At 64.8% G+C, this 18,202-nt stretch carries 17 protein-coding genes; 9 read left to right on the forward strand and 8 right to left on the reverse strand.

The window, feature by feature from the left end:
* Position 1 precedes the first annotated feature (1 nt).
* From BXE_RS01855 to BXE_RS01865, 3 genes are read right to left on the reverse strand one after another with little or no spacing between them, the layout of a single operon-like run.
* Positions 2 to 739: an MmgE/PrpD family protein gene (locus BXE_RS01855; RefSeq protein WP_011486734.1), complete on the reverse strand. Its 738-nt coding sequence runs from the start codon at positions 737 to 739 to the stop codon at positions 2 to 4.
* A gap of 2 nt (positions 740 to 741) precedes the next feature.
* Positions 742 to 2,097 carry an MmgE/PrpD family protein gene (locus tag BXE_RS01860; RefSeq protein ID WP_011486735.1) on the reverse strand — a complete coding sequence of 452 codons (1,356 nt, stop codon included), beginning with the start codon at positions 2,095 to 2,097 and terminating at the stop codon, positions 742 to 744.
* The gene (locus BXE_RS01865) at positions 2,094 to 3,509 is read right to left on the reverse strand and encodes an MFS transporter (RefSeq protein WP_011486736.1); all 1,416 of its coding nucleotides are present in this window, start codon (positions 3,507 to 3,509) and stop codon (positions 2,094 to 2,096) included. Before BXE_RS01865 ends, BXE_RS01860 begins: the two co-directional genes overlap by 4 nt.
* Positions 3,510 to 3,730: 221 nt before the next feature.
* Between BXE_RS01865 and BXE_RS01870 the strand changes: the two genes are divergently transcribed.
* The 8 genes from BXE_RS01870 to BXE_RS01905 all read left to right on the forward strand — a co-directional run bounded on the left by BXE_RS01870 (position 3,731) and on the right by BXE_RS01905 (position 12,159).
* Entirely contained in the window at positions 3,731 to 4,423 is a 693-nt protein-coding gene (locus tag BXE_RS01870) for a GntR family transcriptional regulator (RefSeq protein WP_011486737.1), read from the forward strand.
* A gap of 228 nt (positions 4,424 to 4,651) precedes the next feature.
* Complete coding sequence (locus BXE_RS01875; RefSeq protein WP_011486738.1) at positions 4,652 to 5,152, forward strand: MaoC family dehydratase; 501 nt, start codon at positions 4,652 to 4,654, stop codon at positions 5,150 to 5,152.
* 174 nt (positions 5,153 to 5,326) lie between these two features.
* The gene (locus BXE_RS01880; RefSeq protein ID WP_011486739.1) at positions 5,327 to 6,733 is read left to right on the forward strand and encodes an MFS transporter; all 1,407 of its coding nucleotides are present in this window, start codon (positions 5,327 to 5,329) and stop codon (positions 6,731 to 6,733) included.
* A gap of 6 nt (positions 6,734 to 6,739) precedes the next feature.
* Entirely contained in the window at positions 6,740 to 8,152 is a 1,413-nt protein-coding gene (locus BXE_RS01885) for an MmgE/PrpD family protein (protein ID WP_011486740.1), read from the forward strand.
* A 10-nt stretch (positions 8,153 to 8,162) separates the two neighbouring features.
* A complete protein-coding gene (locus BXE_RS01890) occupies positions 8,163 to 9,326 on the forward strand; it encodes an acyl-CoA dehydrogenase family protein (protein WP_011486741.1) in 1,164 nt (387 codons plus the stop codon).
* Entirely contained in the window at positions 9,323 to 10,513 is a 1,191-nt protein-coding gene (locus BXE_RS01895) for a CaiB/BaiF CoA transferase family protein (protein ID WP_011486742.1), read from the forward strand. The genes BXE_RS01890 and BXE_RS01895 overlap by 4 nt, the downstream gene beginning before the upstream one ends.
* A gap of 46 nt (positions 10,514 to 10,559) precedes the next feature.
* The gene (locus tag BXE_RS01900; RefSeq protein WP_011486743.1) at positions 10,560 to 11,312 is read left to right on the forward strand and encodes a GntR family transcriptional regulator; all 753 of its coding nucleotides are present in this window, start codon (positions 10,560 to 10,562) and stop codon (positions 11,310 to 11,312) included.
* 34 nt (positions 11,313 to 11,346) lie between these two features.
* A complete protein-coding gene (locus BXE_RS01905; protein ID WP_011486744.1) occupies positions 11,347 to 12,159 on the forward strand; it encodes an HpcH/HpaI aldolase/citrate lyase family protein in 813 nt (270 codons plus the stop codon).
* 45 nt (positions 12,160 to 12,204) lie between these two features.
* On the opposite strand, the gene BXE_RS01910 is transcribed toward BXE_RS01905, so the two are convergent.
* Complete coding sequence (locus BXE_RS01910) at positions 12,205 to 13,008, reverse strand: hypothetical protein (protein ID WP_011486745.1); 804 nt, start codon at positions 13,006 to 13,008, stop codon at positions 12,205 to 12,207.
* 299 nt (positions 13,009 to 13,307) lie between these two features.
* On the opposite strand from BXE_RS01910, the gene BXE_RS01915 reads away from it, so the two are divergent.
* Positions 13,308 to 14,957 (forward strand): methyl-accepting chemotaxis protein, encoded by a 1,650-nt coding sequence (locus BXE_RS01915; RefSeq protein WP_011486746.1) that lies wholly within the window; start codon positions 13,308 to 13,310, stop codon positions 14,955 to 14,957.
* Positions 14,958 to 15,029: 72 nt separating this feature from the next.
* Here BXE_RS01915 and BXE_RS01920 read toward each other — a convergent pair whose 3' ends face one another.
* From BXE_RS01920 to BXE_RS46340, 4 genes are read right to left on the reverse strand one after another with little or no spacing between them, the layout of a single operon-like run.
* Complete coding sequence (locus tag BXE_RS01920; RefSeq protein WP_011486747.1) at positions 15,030 to 15,839, reverse strand: c-type cytochrome; 810 nt, start codon at positions 15,837 to 15,839, stop codon at positions 15,030 to 15,032.
* A complete protein-coding gene (locus BXE_RS01925) occupies positions 15,836 to 17,461 on the reverse strand; it encodes a b(o/a)3-type cytochrome-c oxidase subunit 1 (protein WP_011486748.1) in 1,626 nt (541 codons plus the stop codon). Before BXE_RS01925 ends, BXE_RS01920 begins: the two co-directional genes overlap by 4 nt.
* Positions 17,448 to 18,020, reverse strand: a complete 573-nt coding sequence (locus tag BXE_RS01930) for a cytochrome c oxidase subunit II (RefSeq protein ID WP_011486749.1) — start codon at positions 18,018 to 18,020, stop codon at positions 17,448 to 17,450. Before BXE_RS01930 ends, BXE_RS01925 begins: the two co-directional genes overlap by 14 nt.
* A gap of 2 nt (positions 18,021 to 18,022) precedes the next feature.
* On the reverse strand, positions 18,023 to 18,199 hold the full coding sequence (locus BXE_RS46340; protein ID WP_011486750.1) for a hypothetical protein: 177 nt from the start codon (positions 18,197 to 18,199) through the stop codon (positions 18,023 to 18,025).
* Between the last annotated feature and the right edge of the window lie 3 nt (positions 18,200 to 18,202).

Raw genomic sequence — 18,202 nt, forward strand, 5'->3', positions numbered from 1 at the left:
CTCAGTCGAGCGAAGTCCAGCGCGTGCCCAGCGCGTCGGTAATGGCGGAGGCGTCGAAACGATACGCCATCAGCGCGGCAAAGCCACGCCGTCCGTCGATCGACGCGGCCGCGCTCGTGAACCCGTGCTTCGCGATCATCGCGGCTTCGAGCGCGTCCGCCGCGGCCTTGCCGATCTCGATCGCTTCCATTGCGTGGTCCGCGTTGTGCGCGAGTCCCGCTGCCTGGGTTGCCGCGATGCCGAGCGCGTGACGCGTATGCGCTTCGTCGAGGCGCAGCAGGCGCGATACCGCCAGCACCGCACCCAGCAGGCCCACCGACGACGCCACGTTCCAGCGCGCGCGGAACTCGTCGCTATCGACCGCGGCGAGAATGCGCGTGGCGGCTTCGGTACCGATTGCGACGGCGGCGATCGCATCGCTTTCGGACGAACCGAGCTTGTCGCCGGTGGCGATTACGGCGGCGAGCACCGGCATTGCCGGCGACGCGGCGGCCTGGGTCGCGAGCGATGTGCCGAGAATCCAGGCGCGGGTGCGCGAGTCGGTCGTCGCGCTGCCTTGCGATTGCAGCAGTGCGGTGATCTGCGCGGTGGAGCGCGTCGCCGGATCGGTGAGCAGGCGGGCGTGCGTGAGCGCGTCGCGCGCGGCGCCGAGCGCGGACTCGGCCGAAGCGGGCAGCGCGGCGACGGCGAAGCCGGCGAGCGCGTCGGAGACGACGGAATGTTGAGCGGCGTTATGCATGATCAGTTTCCATTGCGAGAGCGTGTCGGCGCGCACAGGGCGAAGAGCGCGTCGAGATTGGCGGCGGTGTCCAGCGTCGCCACGGCGGCGGCAAGCTGCGCGGCGGTGCCGTCGCCCAATTGCGAATCCACCAGCAGACGGACCTTGTGCATCAGTTCGTCGTTGGTCAACGGGCGCGCAAGGCTGCCGCGCGCATGTTCGACGTGATGCTCGACGAGCGTGCCGTCTTTCAGCGTCGCCGTGATAAAGACCTCGTCGCGGTTGACCGCCGCGTCGGGCGCCAGCTTCGTCAGCGCGCGCACTGCGGTGACGTCGTCCCGCACCACGCGTGCGTCTTCGTATTGCGCGAGACCCACCTGGCCGTCGCACAGCGCGGCGGCCACGCCGTGAATCGCGCTGAAGCGCGCCTGCAGGCCGTCTTTCGGCTGCGGGTTACCCATCAGTTCGGGCACGAGCGGATGGCAGCGCAGCGTGATCGACTCGATCGACTGCACGTCGGCGATCCGCGGCGCGAGCGCGAGGCCCGCATCGATTGCCGGATGTGCGACGATCCCGCACGGATACGGCTTGTACGTGTTGAAAAGCAGTTCCCAGCGCTCGCCGAACGCGCCGTTCATCAGATCGAAATCGACCTTCGTCGACAGCGAATGCGAGTAGCCGCCGGCGGCTTCGAAAATGTCGGCGGCGGCGCGCTGGCCCTGCTGCGCGAGACGCGCGGCCGCAATGCCGTTCGCCGCCGCCTTGCCGGGGTGATAGGGCTTGGTCATCGTGCCGAACGCTTCGCGCTGGCCGACGAACATCGAGGCGGCGATCGAGACCGCTTGCGCCAACTGCGCTTCGTCGAGGCCGAGCAGCAGCGCGGCCGTCACCGCGCAGCCGATCACGCCGCACGTGCCGGTGATGTGCCAGCCACGGTCGTAGTGTTCCGGCGAGATCGATACGCCGACCCGCAACTGCGCTTCGCAGCCGAGCGTGAACGCCGTCAGCGCGGCCGCGCCGGTGGGCCGCGCTGACGGCGCGAGGGCGGTCAGCACGGCGAGCACCGAGGCGGCCGGATGGATGACGGTCGCGAGATGCGTGTCGTCGAAATCGTCGAGGTGGCCGGCAAAGCCGGTCGCGAGTGCCGAAAAATGCAGGTCGACCTTTTCGCTGCGGCCCGGCACCGGCGCGACCGGGGCCACGCCCAGTTCCGCGGCTGCGGCGAGGATCGCGTCGACCCCCGGATGCCGCGACGCACCGATCGAGGTGCCGATGACATTGATCAGCGAACGCCTGGCTTCCTCTGCGACCGGAACCGGCAGCGGACGCTGCGCCAGTGCGAAAAGGCCGTGCGCGAATGCGGCGGCGATGGAACTCATTGAGACAACTCCTCCAGACGAATGCCGTTGGTCTTCGGCCCTAGCAGCCCGACCATCACGACGATCACGAACATGGCTGACGAAATCAGCACGAACACGGCGGGCACGCCCGAATGCTTGAGCAATGCCGCCACCCAGAAACCGACGAAGATCGAACTCAGACGGCTCCAGCTAAACACGAAACCGACGGCGCGGGCGCGAATCCGGGTCGGATACAGCTCGGCCTGATAGGTGTGAAAGATACCGATCAGCCAGTTGTTCGCGATGGTCACGGCGCTGCCGAACAGCAGGATCAGCAACGGCTCGCGCACCATGCCGAACAGTACGCCGGCCACCGCCACGACGATCGCGCAGCCGACCAGTTGCCACTTGCGCTGGATGCGCTCCGCACACGCCATCGCACCGAGCGCGCCTAGCGGCGTCGCGAACGCGATCACCATCGTGTAGAGCAGCGAATGCGTGATCGTGATGCCTTTCGTGTACAGCAGCACCGGCACCCACGCGCCGAAGCCGTACACGCCGAAGGTCTGGAAGAAGTTGAAGAACGACAGCATGATGGTGCGGCTCAGATAGCGGCCTTTCCACATCTCCGACCAGGAACCGCCGTGCTCGCCGGTCAACGGTTGCGGCGCGCGCTGTGCCGGCGCCTGCAATGCGCGGCCGGTTTCCGCGACCACGCGAGCCTCGATCGCGTCGACGATCGCGCGCGCTTCGTCGAGCCGGCCTTTGCTTTCGAGCCAGCGCGGCGACTCCGGAAGGCCGCGCCGCATGAACCAGATCAGCACGGCGCCCGCCGAGCCGATGATCATCACCCAGCGCCAACCCTCGAGACCTAGGATGGTGTGCGGCACGAGCAGAAACGACAGTACGGCGACGGTCGGCACGGAAGTCAGGATCACGAGGATGCTGAACGCGCTGTAGCGGCCGCGGGTGTGATGCGGCGTGAGCTCGGAAATATAAGTGTCGACAGTAATGAGCTGCACGCCGATGCCGAGGCCCGCGACGAAGCGCCAGAGATCCATCGCTTGCGGCGAATGCTGGAACGCCGCGGCGAAGGTCGCGACCGAATAGATCAGCATTGCGCAGGTGAATACGGCGCGGCGTCCGAAGCGGTCGGTGAAGCCGCCGAGCGCCACCGTGCCCACGAACATTCCGGCGAAAAACGAGCCGAGAAAGCTGGCGAAGCCGTCGACGTCGAACAGGCCGGCCGTGGTGGCGCGATACAGGCCGCTGCTGATGAGTCCCAGTGAGATATAGGCCGCCATGAACATTTCATAAAACTCGAACCAGCCGCCGATCGCGATGCGTGCGACGAGGCCGCTGAAATAGCGCGTCGGGGGCAGGCGGTCGAGCCGCGCCGAAACGCTTGCTTGCACGCCGGCCGTGCCGGCAATCTCCTTTTCCATGTACATGCCGTCTCCTGGCTGGACTGATGTCCTATATTGATAGTGTCGACACTTTTGGCAAGTGTAGGACGAATCATCGGCATATTTCAAGTGAAATTCTATTAACTGTACACACTTTATGGAGTTGAACGGGAAGTCGGATGAGTCTCGCCGGGCGGTGGTTTGCTAGAATCCGTCCACGCAGCGGGGCGGCGCGCCCACGGATATCGAGGACAAGGAATAACGGGATGGACGAAACTGTCGACACACGCGACGACGAGGAGCAGGGCGACGCATCGCCGGTCGGGGAGATCGTCGACTGGGTGGCGCGCGGCATCATCGAAGGCCGGCTGCAGCCGGGCGACGATCTCAATTCGGTCGATCTGGCGAAACGCTTCAACGTGAGCCGCACGCCGGTGCGCGAAGCGCTGTTCGTGCTGAACCGCGAACGTCTGGTCGACTGGTCGCCGCGACGGCGGCCGCGCGTGTCGTCCATGAGCCTCACGGAGGTGCGCGAGATCTATCAACTGCGTGTCCTGCTATACGGCCAGGTGTCGCTCGCGATCGCCGAGCAAGCCACCGCCGGGGACATCGATTCGTTATGGCGCGCTCACGCGCGTCTGGCCGACGCGGCTGCGCGCGCCGATGTCGACGGCTATTTCTGGGCCAACGTCGCGTTTCGCGATGAAGAGCTGCGAATAAGCCGCAACGGCATCTTCAAGGAAGTGCTCGACTCGATGCGCATGCGCACCAACCGGCTGCGCCACCTCAGCACGTCGTTGCCCGGCCGCATGCAGCGCTCGTGCTCCGATCATCAACGGCTGTGCGAAGCGTATGCGGAGCGCGACGGCACGCTCGCGGCCGCGCTCAACCGCTCGATCGTGCTGACCGCGTTACAGGCGATCGAGCAGGTGTGGGAGTCGGAATCCGGCAAGGGTTGAGGCACTTGCGGCGCCGCGGCGCATCGCTTCTTCCGCATCCGGAACGTCTGCCAGGGATAAACCTGGTCACCAGTCCTGGCGTGCCTCAGCGGCACGTTTGAGCGCCCTCGCCAACCGGTTCGACGAATGCCGCCTTGACATTCGTCCGTCCGCCGACAATACTCGAATCATAGTTTGTACGGACAAAGTAACAAACCGAGATAAAGTTAGCCGAAACAGGAGACAGGCATGGAATCAGACGTCGCAGTCAAAACCCGCATTCGCGCCAGTTACGGGCGCTACCTCGAAGATTTCCAGGTGGGCGATATCTACGAACACCGTCCCGGGCGCACTATTACCGAAGCCGACAACATCCACTTCTCGCTGCTGACCATGAACTTCCATCCGATGCATTGCGATGCCGCCTACGCCGCCAGAAGCGAGTTCGGCCGCCTGCTCGTGAATAGCGGTCTGACGGTTGCCGTGGTGCTCGGACTCTCGGTGAACGACGTGAGCGGCAAGGCGATCGCCAACCTCGGCTGGAAAGAGATTCGCCTGACCGGCCCGGTGTTCTGCGGCGACACGATCTATGCAGAATCCGAAGTACTCGACAAGCGCGAGTCGAAGTCGCGTCCGGGGCAGGGCATCGTCACCGTGCAGACCCGCGCGTTCAAGCAGGACGGCACGCCGATCATGGACTTCGTGCGCAGCGCGCTGGTGCCGGCACGCGGGCACGGCGTCGGCGATTGATTGAAGCGGCAACGCTGCATCGTGTCGATCGCCGCATGAACGGGCTGAGCGCCCCGGCAGCGTGAAAACGACAGGCAGCACATAGCGCGCACCTGCCGGCAAGAGCAGTCCGCGCGCGGATTCCGGCGGCGCCCGAACAGGCGCCGCGATGCGGCAAGCGCCTACGCGCACCGCATGCACGCCAAGGAGACAAAGGTGGCTATCGGTATCGTCAACTCGGGCGCGCGACTCGATCGCCTGCCCATCGCGTCCTTTCACTGGAAGATTCTCGGGCTCATCAGCGCGGGCGCCTTTCTCGACGCCTTCGACATCTATCTCGCGGCCGGCGCGCTCGGCGCGATGGTGAAAGCGGGCTTTTCGGATCTGAAGCTGAACGCGCTGTTCATCTCGGTGACGTTTCTCGGCATGCTGATCGGCGCGGGCTTTGCCGGTTATCTAGGCGACCGCTTCGGCCGCCGCTCGTCGTACCAGACCAATCTGCTGATCTTCGGCATTGCGTCGATCGCCGCGTGCTTCGTGCCGAACATGATGTGGCTGATCGTGCTGCGGCTGATCATGGGGGTCGGCCTCGGCGCCGAACTGGTGGTCGCGGCGGGCACCTTGTGCGAATTCATCCCGCCCGCGTCGCGCGGACGCTGGACCGCCTTGCTCGCGCTCATCATCAATTCCGGTTTGCTGGTGTCGACTGCCGTGGGTTACGTGGTGATTCCGCATCTGGGCTGGCGCTATATGTTCGCGATTGCCGGCGTCGGCGCGATTATCGTGTGGGTGCTGCGGCACCGCATGCCGGAATCGCCGCGCTGGCTCGAATCGGTCGGACGCAGCGACGAAGCCGAGGCCACCGTTTCCGCCATCGAGCACGAGGTACAGCGACAGAAAGGTTCGTTGCCGCCGGTCGAGCGCATCGAAAATCTGGAAGTGCCGAAAGCGCCATTCTCGGCACTGTTCTCGCACGCCATGCTCGGCCGCACGCTGGTTGCCATTCTCACGGCAGTTGCCGTGAATATTTCGGTGTACGGCTTTGTTGCCTGGCTGCCCACCTTCTTCGTGAAGGAAGGTCTCACCATCGTGCAATCGCTCGGCTTTACGACGCTGATGGCGTTCGGCGCACCGGGCGGCGCGTTGATCGGCTTTCTCTGCGCGGATCGTGTGGGCCGTGCGCGTGGCCTGGTGATCTTCGCGATCGCCACGATCGTGGTCGGCTTCATCTATCCGAACATGCACGCGGGTTGGGCGATCAGCAGCGTCGGTTTCGTGCTGGTCACCTGCATCTATACGGTCACCACGCTCGGCCTGTTCGCCTACATTCCCGAACTCTTTCCGACCGAACTGCGTCTGCGCGGCACGGGCACGGCAGGCGTATGCGGCCGCGCTGCCTCGATGACCACGCCGTATCTCGCGGTGGTGCTCTACAACTCGTTCGGTGTATCCGGTGTGCTGGCGATGGTGAGCGGTGTTCTCGCGCTGCTGGTGCTCGGCATTCTGCTGCTGCGTGTGGAAACCAATCAGCACGCGCTCGAGCGGATCTCGCCGAGCCTCGACACCGATTCCGATCCGATGCCCGCTACCCAGCAAGGTTAAATCACCATGACTTCACTCGACTCCTCCGTCACGCTCTCTGGTCAGTACGCGCGCTTCGGCGTGGGCCTGCAATTGCGCGACGTTCCGCATGCGGTGCAGACGCGCGCCAGGCATCTGATTCTCGACGCCGTAGGCATTGCGCTCGCGTCGCGCGGCTATCCGTATGCGGATGTCTCGTTCGCCGCATTCTCCGAGTTCGGCGGCGGCACCTCGCCGGTGATCGGCTACGGCCGGCGGCTCGGCCTGCGCGATGCCGCGATGATGAACGGCGTGCTGATTCACGGTCTCGACTTCGACGACACGCATTCGCGCGGCGTCATCCATTCGACCGCCAGCGCCCTGTCTTGCGTGCTCGCGCTCGCCGATCGCGACGCCGTGAGCGGCGCGGATCTGCTGGCCGCATATATCGTCGCGATGGAAGTGTCGACGCGCGTGGCGTCGGCGGCCAGGGGCGGATTTCACGACGCCGGTTTTCATCCGACAGGCCTGGTCGGCGCGTTCGGCTGCGCGGTTGCCGCGGCGCGTCTGTTGCAACTGGACGAGGCGCGGGCCGCGCATGCGCAAGGCATCGTGCTGTCGATGGCGGCCGGCAGCCTCGAATTCCTCGAAGACGGCGCGTGGACCAAACGCGCCCATCCCGGCTTCGCGGCCGCTTCGGCCATTACGGCAGCGACGCTCGCGAAGCACGGCTTCACCGGCCCGCGTCTGGCCTACGAAGGACGCTTCGGTCTCTACGCGAGCCACCTCGGCAAGCCGCTCGACGCGGCCGATCGCGAACTCGCCAGCGAAGGCCTCGGCAGCTCATGGCAGATCGATGAAGTAGCGATCAAACCGCTGCCCGCTTGCCACTTCACGCATGCGGTGGCCGATGCGGCGATGGCGCTGCATCGCGAGCATCGTTTTTCCGCTGAATCGCTCGACTCGATCCGGCGTGTGGTTGCCAGGGTGCCGCGCGGTACGGTCGAGATCGTGTGCGAACCGGTCGATGCGAAGCGCAAACCGGTTACCGCCTACGACGCGCAATTCAGCGTGCCGTACATCGTCGCCACCGCGTTGCTCAAAGGCCGCTTCACGCTCGACGAACTCGAACCGGCCGCGCTCGCCGATCCCGCCGTGCTGGCGCTTGCTGCGCGGGTCGATTACGAAATCGACCCCGACACGACTTTCCCGCGCCACTACACCGGCGAAGTCGTGGTGGAGCGCAGCGACGGTTCGCGCGTCGCGCATCGCGAGGCGATCAATCGCGGTTGCGCGGACCGGCCCGTCAGCAACGACGACATCGTCGCCAAGTTCCACGCGAACGCGCAGCGCAGCGTTTCGCGCAGCGCCGCCGAACAGATCGCCCAAGCCGTATTGCAACTCGACGAACGGCCGGCCCGCGCGCTTGCCGACACGCTTGCTGGACTCACCGCATCCTGAGGACGTCATCATGACCGCAACTGAACTCGACACGCTGGAAAACGATCAACTGATTCTCGACATGCTGGACCGCTTTCTCGAAACCGAGGTGCGTCCTTACGTCCACAAGTTCGATCATGACGATATCTACCCGGCGGAGATCGTCGAGAAGATGAAGGAGATGGGCCTGTTCGGCTGCATCATCGATCCCGAGTATGGCGGGCTGGGTCTGTCGACGCGGACCTACGCGCAGATCATCGCGCGCATCTCGCGGGTCTGGATGTCGGTGAGCGGCATCATCAACTCGCATCTGATTCTCGCAATGCTGGTGCAACGCAACGGCACGCCGGAGCAGAAAAGCAAATACCTGCCGAAGTTCGCCACCGGCGAGTGGCGCGGCGGCATCGGCCTCACCGAGCCCGATTGCGGCACCGATCTGCAGGCGATCCGCACCACCGCGAAACGCGTGGGTGACGAATACGTGGTGAACGGCAACAAGACGTGGATCACCAACAGCAAGCATGGCAATACGCTGGCGCTGCTGGTGAAGACGGATACGACGGCGCAGCCGCGGCATCGCGGAATGAGCCTGTTGCTGGTGCAGAAAGGGCCGGGATTCGAGGTCAGCCGTCAGTTGGAAAAGCTCGGCTATAAGGGTATCGATACCTGCGAGTTGTCGTTCAACGGTTACCACGTATCGACCGACGCGCTGATCGGCGGTGTGGAAGGTAAGGGCTTGCAGCAGATACTCGGCGGCCTCGAACTCGGCCGGATCAATGTCGCGGCACGCGGCGTCGGCGTCGCGCAAGCCGCGCTCGACGAATCCGTCAGTTATTCGCAGCAGCGCAAAACCTTCGGCAAGCCGATCTGCGAGCACCAGGCGATTCAGTTGAAGCTCGGCGAGATGGCGACGCGTGTCGAAGCGGGCCGCCTGCTGGTCGACGCCGCCGCGCAGAAATACGACCGCGGTGAGCGCTGCGATATGGAAGCGGGCATGGCGAAATATTTCGCGACCGAAGCGGCGCTGGAAAACAGCATCGAGGCCATGCGCATTCATGGCGCGTACGGCTATTCGAAGGAGTACAACGTCGAGCGGCTGTATCGCGATGCGCCGCTCCTCACCATCGGCGAAGGCACCAACGAGATGCAGCGCATCATCATCGCGAAGCAGCTGATCGAACGGAGTCCGGTATGAGTTTGCCTCTTTCGGGTGTGCGGGTGCTCGCCATCGAACAATATGGCGCCGGGCCGTTCGCGACCCAGCATCTCGCGGACCTCGGCGCGGAGATCATCAAGATCGAGCATCCGACCAACGGCGGCGACGTCGGCCGCGCAGTCGGCCCGTATTTTTTCGGCGACGGCGATAGCCACTTTTTCGAAGCGTTCAATCGCAACAAATGCAGTCTCACGCTCGACCTGAAGAAGCCCGAAGCGCGCGCAGTACTGCTCGACCTCGTCGCGAAGAGCGATGCGGTGTTCAACAATCTGCGCGGCGATTTGCCGGCGAAACTCGGGCTCACTTACGAGCAACTGTGCGAGGCGAATCCGAAGATCGTGTGCGGGCATCTGTCCGCGTATGGTCGCACCGGCAGCCGGGCGGCATGGCCTGGCTACGACTATCTGATGCAGGCCGAAGCCGGCTATCTGTCGGTCACGGGCGAGCCCGACAGTCCGCCGGCGCGCTTCGGCCTGTCGATCATCGATCTGATGACCGGCACGACTGCGGCGATGGCGCTGCTCGCCGGACTCGTCGATGCGAAGACCTCGGGCAAGGGACGTGACATCGACGTGAGTCTCTTCGACGTCGCGCTGCATAACCTCGCGTATGTCGCGACGTGGTATCTGAACGGCGGCGTAGTGACGGGGCGCGAGAACCGCTCCTCGCATCCGTCGCTCACGCCGAGCCAGTTGTACAAAACGCAGGACGGCTGGATTTTCCTGATGTGCAACAAGGAAAAGTTCTGGGGCGTGCTTGCCGAGGTGCTCGATAAACCGTCCTGGGTGACCGATCCGCGCTTTTGCAACTTCCAGGCGCGTCTCGCGAATCGCGAGCTCGTGCAGACCGAGCTCGACGCGGTGCTCTCCGGCGCCACCACCGCGCAATGGCTCGAACGCTTCGGCGGCCGCGTGCCGGCCGCGCCGGTGTTCAACGTCAAGGAGGCGCTGGAGAATCCCTTCGTGGCAGAGCGCGAATGCGTGGTGAACGCTGTACATCCGCGTTTCGGCACGGTACGCGGCGTGGCCGCGCCGGTGCGGATCGACGAACCCTTGCCGACGCGCGCGGCGCCGGACCTCGGGCAGGACACGCAGCGTCTGCTCGACGAGCTGGGCTACGGTGCGGAAAGGATCGCTTTGCTGAGAGAGGCGGGTGTGGTGCAATAAGGCCGGGCGGGCAACCGTCCGCTCTTCCACTTTTTTGCACACCAAGATGGCCACGACAGTCCTCGGGCAACAGCCGCGCTACATGCAACTGGCACAAACGCTCCTCAACGAGATTCAGGGTGGGCAGTTTCCCATCGGCACGTTGCTGCCGACCGAGTTCGAGTTATGCGAGCAGTTCGGCGCGAGCCGCTTCACCGTGCGCCAGGCGATCAAGCAGCTGGAGCAGCGCGGCCTGGTGGACCGGCGGCCCGGCATCGGCACCCGCGTGAAGGCCACGCAGAGCGAGACTGCGTACCGTCAGGTGATGGAGCGCCTGAGCGATCTGCACCGTTACACGTCCGACACGGAGCTGGAAATCGCCTCGACGCAGACCGTCGAGATCGATGACCCGGATCTGATCGAGCGGCTCGGCGCAAAGCCGGGCGAAACCTGGCTGCTGGCCGAGGGCATTCGTCTCTCGCCGGAGAGTGTCGAACCGATCTGCCACACCGAGGTGTATATCCACCCGGCGTTCCGTTCGTTGGCGGGTTTGAGCGGCCGGACGCACGTGCCGATCTACACGCTGATCGAAAAGCAGTTCGGCGAGCAGATCACCGAAGTGCAGCAGGAAATCCGCGCGGTCGCGCTGCCGGCGGCGCTGGCGCAACGTCTGAACGCAAAGCCGCGTTCGCCGGCGCTGTGGTTGTGCCGCCGTTATCTGAACCGGCGGGGGCAGGTGGTCGAACTGACGATCAGCGTGCATCCGGCGGATCGCTATAGTTATTCCGAAACGTTTCAACGCGACTGGCACGCGAACTAGCAATCTTGCGCCGCGTGCCGTTCAGGAGAACAACATGGACGCACGCAGTTATCTGTTCGTGCCGGGCGACCGCCCCGAGCGCTTTGCCAAGGCGCTCGGCACCGGCGCCGACGCGGTGGTGATCGACCTCGAAGACGCGGTTGTGCCGGCGGCGAAGCTTGCCGCGCGCGACGGCCTGCGGCGCTGGCTGCCGACAGTAGACCCGGCGCGGCTGATCGTACGCGTGAACGCGGTCGGCACGCCGTGGCATCTCGAAGATGTGGAGATGGTGCGCGCTTCCGGCGTTTCCGTGATGATGCTGCCGAAGTCGGACAGCGCGCGGCAACTCGCCGAGGTCGCCGCGCGGCTGCCATCAACGGTCCGGATCGTGGCGCTCATCGAAACCGTAGCGGGAGTGGTGGCGATGCGGGAAATTGCCGGCGTGCCGTCGGTTGCGCGGCTTGCCTTCGGCACGGTGGATTTTTGCGGCGACGCCGGCATTGAAGGGCTCGGCGCGGAACTGGATTATGTGCGTTCGCAGATGGTGATCGAATCGCGCTATGCGGGCCTCGCCGCGCCGATCGACGGTGTGACCCCGGAGCTCGATCATCTGGAGCGTCTGACGGAACATGTGGCCGGCGCGCGGCGTTTCGGCTTCGGCGGCAAGCTGTGCATTCACCCGCGGCAGGTGGAGCCGGTCAACCGCGGTTTCGCGCCCAGCGAGGACGAGCGCCGGTGGGCGGCGCGGGTTCTCGCGGCCTGTAGCGAGCATCCGGAAGGCGCGTTCGCGGTGGACGGCAAACTGGTCGACCGGCCGGTTATCGAGCGGGCGAAGAAGATCGCGGAATTCGACACGCTCATCCACTAACGACGTGGCGCGTTTGGGCCGGCGGCAAGGCGAGCCATGCCACGCTCACCGGCTCAGGTGGTCCAGCGCATCTCTCATAGGCGAACTGGAGATCACCAGCGGCCCGGTAAATGGCGTATCCAGATCGACGATCACATAGATCGCGGAAGCAATCGACACCGCGCCCAGCGAAATGGTGACCAACGCCAGCGCGTTGCGCGGCGCGATCAGGCCGAAACTCAGAAAGATCACGCCCAGCCAGAACGTCAACGTCTTGAGGAACGGCTGGGAAATCGAGCTGTGCGCTTCCTCGATGAGCTTCCACCGCGCGTCCACCACGCGCCGGTATTGCGCCAATCCGTCGTTGAGCGCGCGCTGCTGCAGCGGGTCGTGCGCCCGCAGTTGCCGCAATTCCTTGCCCACGGCGGTCAGCATGTCGCCGAGCCGCGTGTTCTCCAGCTTCTCCGAGTTGCCCTGCGATGGCCCGATGTCTTTCGGATACTCGCCCGTGGGCGGCGTTTCGGCGGGCCACGTCGAGGCAATCGCCGCCGCGGTGTACTGGCGCAACAGGCGCCGGGCCGGATCGGTATCCGCGCCGTAATCGCGCAAGGTCGTGTCGAATTCGATCAGGTCGGCCGCGTAGGCGCGCAGATCATTCGATGCCGTGTCGAAGCTGGACTTCGCGGACGCCGTCATCAAGCCGAGTACCAATGCGGCAAACGTCACCAGCATGCCGATAACCAGCTGGATCAACTGCACGGTTTCGTGCGCCTTGTGCTCTTCGGGCAACAGCGGCCGCACCCACACGCCCACGCCGGTGGCGGCGAGCAATAGAACAAAAACCACCAGGGTCGAGCCGACTTCAGACATATGAATGCTCCGCAGACGAACCCCCGTCACTTTCCATCAACCGCCGGTCGCCGGAAACCCGGGTAGTCCCGCAACGCCCGGCGCGAGTCGCGGTTCATGCCCGCTCGTATGTTGATGTATCACAAGCGCCGGCGTGATCGACCATCAAGTTTTCGATTATCGCGCCGTAGTCCTTACATGTGGCATTCACCTGAATTCGAACATGAGTTGCGGACCTGGTCGATCCGGCTTGGGCGCAGCACGCATGGCCGGGGCTCTTGTCGGGCATTCGGTCAGGTAGCCCATTGGAGACAAGCCCGATGTTGAAAAATCTGTCGATTCGTACCTGTCTGACCATGCTGATCGCGTTCTTCGGTCTCGCGCTGCTGGTCGGCGCCGCCGCCGGTCTGCTGTCGCTGCGTTCGAGCAACGCCTCGCTGCAGCAGATGTACACCGTCGACACACCCGCTGTCGCCGACCTCGAAGGCAGCGCCAGCCAGTTGTTGCGCCTGCGTCTCGCGCTGGCGACGTACGCTTCGCTCGTCGATCTGAACGATCAGGACGGCGCGAACGCCGTGCTCAAGCGTTTCGATCAGTACCAGAAAGCCTCCGACGACCGCCTTGCCCACTTTGTGAGCCGCGCGGGCACGGACGCCGACGAACAGCGTCTCATCAAGGAGATGCAGGACAGGCGCGACGCCTTTCTGCACGAAGCCGTCGAGCCGGCTCTTGCCGCGCTCAGGTCGAACGACAGGGCGGCCTTCCAGCAATTGCAGGCGCACAAGCTGCCGTCGCTCTATAGCGCGTACGAAAAGGCCATGCTCGCGCTCGAACAGTTGCAGCTCGATCACGGCGCGCAACGCTATCAGGCTGCGCAGGATCTGTTCTACGTGATCTGTGTCGTGGTGGCGGTCGGCATGGTCGTATCGCTGCTCGGCTCGCTGATCGGCCGCGCGGTGCTGGTGCGCGCGATCGTCAGTCCGGTCGACGCCACCATCGCGCAGTTCCAGCGCATGTCCAGTGGCGACCTGACCGGCCAGATCGTCGTGAGCAGCAGCAACGAAATGGGCCGTCTCGCGGCCGCGTTGCAAAAGATGCAGGAGTCGCTGGTCGCGACGGTGAACTCGGTGCGTCAAGGCACGGAATCCATCGACACCGGCGTGAGCGAGATTGCCGCGGGCAATACCGATCTGTCGCAACGTACCGAGGAACAGGCCGCGTCGCTCGAAGAGACGGCGGCAAGCATCGAACAGCTCACCTCGACGGTCAAGCAGACGGCGGACAACGCGAAGCAGGCCAGCTCGCTCGCGCAGGGTGCATCCAGTCTGGCCGCGCAAGGCGGCGATCTCACCGGGCAGGTGGTGGGCACGATGCATGGCATCGTCGACGATTCGCGGCGGATTGCCGACATTGTCGGCGTGATCGAAGGGATCGCGTTCCAGACCAATATTCTGGCGCTGAACGCCGCAGTCGAAGCCGCGCGCGCCGGTGAGCAGGGACGCGGCTTCGCGGTGGTGGCGAGCGAAGTGCGCTCGCTCGCGCAGCGCAGTGCGGCGGCGGCGAAGGAGATCAAGGGTTTGATCGACGAATCGACGGCGCGCGTGCAGGCCGGCTCGCAACTGGTTGAACGCTCGGGCTCGACGATGACCGAGATCGTCGACGCGATCGCTCGCGTGAGTTCGATCATGGGCGAAATTGCGGCGGCGGCCATCGAGCAGAGCACCGGCATCGATCAGGTCAATCTCGCGGTCGCGCAGATGGACGAGGTGACTCAGCAAAATGCCGCGCTGGTGGAGCAGGCTGCGGCGGCGGCGAGTTCGCTGGAAGAGCAGGCGCGGCGGTTGACTGCCGCCGTGTCGGTGTTCCAGACGGGCAGCGGGGCGACGTCGTCTTCCGGGTCTTCCGGGCGGCGTGGCGGCTCGTCAGCCGCGCCGCAGACGGCCGATGCGGATGAGTTCGCTACGGCCTGATAGCGGTGAACGTTCGGCGTTGCGACGCATCCGGTATCTGGAACTTGCACCGCAACGCAGCCAGCACATCCGTTACTGCATGGCCGCGTAGTACCTGGCCAGGCTGTCGATCTCAGCAGGCGTCATCCGCCGCGCGACGTTGCGCATCTGTTCGTTGATGTCGTTGCGCCGCGCGCCGGAAGCAAAGGCGCGCAACTGCGCCGCCAGATAGACCGACGACTGTCCGCCCAGCCACGGCGCCGCACCCTTGCGATCCAGTTGGCCGTGGCATGCGGCGCAAGGCGCGATATTGCGCTGCGGATCGCCCTGCATGGCAAGCTTCACGGCATTCGCATCCGGTTCCGTGCCGGTGGCCGGCACCCCCGCCGCGGGCGCTCCTGGCAGGGACGCATAGTAAGCGGCCAGATCGTGCAGATCCTGGTCGCTGCGCGCCGCGATGATCGGTTGCATGATCGCGTTCTGGCGCAGGCCGGTCTGGTAGTCGCGCAACTCTTTATAGATCACGTCGGCATACTGCCCGGCGAGTGCGGGCGCCGTCACCTGCACCGTGCCCAGCACGCCGTGACACATCGAGCAATTCTGCGTGGCAATGGTCGCGCCGCGGCCGATCGAAATCGCGTCGGCGCGCACGCGCCGCAAAGGCGGCAGGACCACCACTTCGCTCGGCGCCGGGCCGGTGAGATTGGTGCCGCCATACCAGCTCGACGGCGCGCCCGCGGCGCTGCAGATCGTCGCCCACAGGCCGCGGTCGCCGAACGCGTTGTTCGCCGAAGGCAGCCAGATGAAGCCGATCAGTATCGACACGACGGCAATCGCAATCGTGCCGCCCACGCTCAACGTGAACCACGGGTTGCGCAAGCTGAAGACGCGTTCCTGATTCATCGCTGTGCTCCGACGACAACTGCCGGCACGGAGGTCTGCGGCAATCTGAGCAACTGCACGATCGGCACACTGTAGTTGACGACCGTGAGGCCGATCATCAACGCCACCCATAAACCGAAGCTGTTGAGCGCGGCCGGCACGCGTTCAACCGGCTGCGTCGCGCTGGCAAAGCGGAAGCCTTGCTGCTGCACCACCGGGCCGAACTGCGACCTGGCGAGAATGTAGACGAACAGCACGCCGGACACCACGAGAATCAGGCCGCCCACCGCCGACATGCCGACCCAGAACGCCTGCGATTGCATGCCCGGCGTGTTGTAATCGTAATAGGCCATGCGGCGCGGTGCGCCGAGCAGGCCGACATAGTGCCACGGCAGCGTCACCACCATCATGCCGATGAACCACAGCCACAGTTGCGTGCGCACCAGCTTCACTGAAGCGAGCGCGCGGCCGGTCAGTTGCGGCCACAGTTCGTAGGCGATCGCGAAGTACATGATCACGATCGCGCCGCCGAAGATCAGATGGAAGTGCCCGGTCACCCACTGCGTGTTGTGCACGGTCGAGTTCAACTGGTAGCTCATGTTGATCAGCCCGCCCGCGCCGCCCAGACCGAGCATCACGAACGAAAACGCGAGCACGAGCATCATCGGGTTCTGCCAGGGCAGCGCGGTCAGCCAGCCGAACGCGCCCTTGCCGCCGCGCAGCCTGCCGGCGATTTCAACCGACGCGCAGATCGTGAACACCGTGAGCAGCGTCGGCACCGACACCATGCCGGTGAACACGGCGTGCAGGAATTTGAAGCCGGAGCCGACCTGCGGATCGGCGAACAGATGGTGGATACCTATCGGCATCGCGAAGACGAGGAACAGGATGAACGACACGCGTGCCATCGAATCGCTGTAGAGCCGTCCGCCGATCGCGCGCGGCACCAGCGTGTAGTACGCGATATACGCGGGAATCAGCCAGAAGTAGACGATCGCGTGCAGCGTCCAGGAGAACAGGATGCGCGACAGGCCGGCGTCGATCGTGTTGGTGAGGCCGAACGCGACCGGCAGGATCTGGAACAGGATTTCCAGCGCAGCGCCGATGGCGGTCCATGCCCACAGATACGCGCCCGCCACGTTGGCGAACATCGCGAGCGGTACCGGCTTGCCGGGGTTGGCGCGTTTCCAGATGCGCAGGTTCACATGCATCAGCGCGACCCAGATCCACGAGCCCACCACCACCAGCACCACGCCGAGGTAATAGAAGGGACTGCCGATCATCGGCGGATAGAAGGTGTAGAGCACCGAGGCCTGGCCGAGCGCCACCGGCACCATCGCCATCACCGCGCCCACCGCCAGCATGATGAAAGCGGCCCATGCCCATTTGAGACCCACGAGGCGCTGCGCGAGCGCGAGTTCGACGATTGCGTAGCCGAAGCCCATCGATATCAAGGTGGGCAGCACATAGGCCATCACCGTGCCGTGCGCGGTTACCGAACGATAGTAGAGCTCGGGGTCGCCGACCCACGGCAGCAGCGGGCTGCGCACCAGCATCTGCCAGGCGCCGAGAAACAGCGCGATCAGAAACGCAATGAAGGCGAGCCAGAAATGCGCGAGAACGAGTCGCTTAGCGTGAAACACAGCTCAGCCTCCGTGATTGTCGGGCTTGTTCGAAGAAGGTGGCTTTGTCGATGACTTTCACGTGTGCCCACATGGTCTGATGCCCGAAGCCGCAGAACTCGTGGCACGGCATGGTGTGATCGGCGGGCGTGTCGAAGCGCGTGTTCAGCGTGGCGACGTAGCCCGGCACGACCATCGTGTTGATGTTGGTGTCGGTGACGAGCAGGCCGTGCACCACATCCGCGCTGGTGGTGCGGATCGTGATCGGCGTGTCGGCCGGCACCAGCAGACATTGCGGCGTGAACGAGTATTGCTGCGCGATGAAGCGCACCACGACCGAACCGTCCGGCTCGACCGCGCTGCCCAGATTGTCTTCGACGAATTCGCCGGACAGTTGCAGCCGCGACGGGTCGATCGTTTCGACGCGCGAAGGCGGCATCATCGCCCAATGCAGCCCCGAGTACACGATCACGGCCAGCATCAGCACGATCAGCGCGACGGCGAAAATGGCCCAGCGGCGCTCGGCGCGTAAGGCGACCGCGTGGCCGCCGCCCGATTGATGATTGGAATCAGTCGACATGATCAGTGAACGACGCCGCGTGGCAGAAACACGAGAAAGTAGAAGCCGAACCAGATCGCCATGACGATCAGCGTGGCGACGCCGGCCACGGCGATCGCGCCATGCGGGCCGGCCGCGACGACGCGTTCCACTTCTTCGTCCGTGGGTGGGGCCGCGCTACCGGTATCGTTTGCTTCCATCTA

This window comes from Paraburkholderia xenovorans LB400, assembly GCF_000013645.1.
Lineage (GTDB): Bacteria > Pseudomonadota > Gammaproteobacteria > Burkholderiales > Burkholderiaceae > Paraburkholderia > Paraburkholderia xenovorans.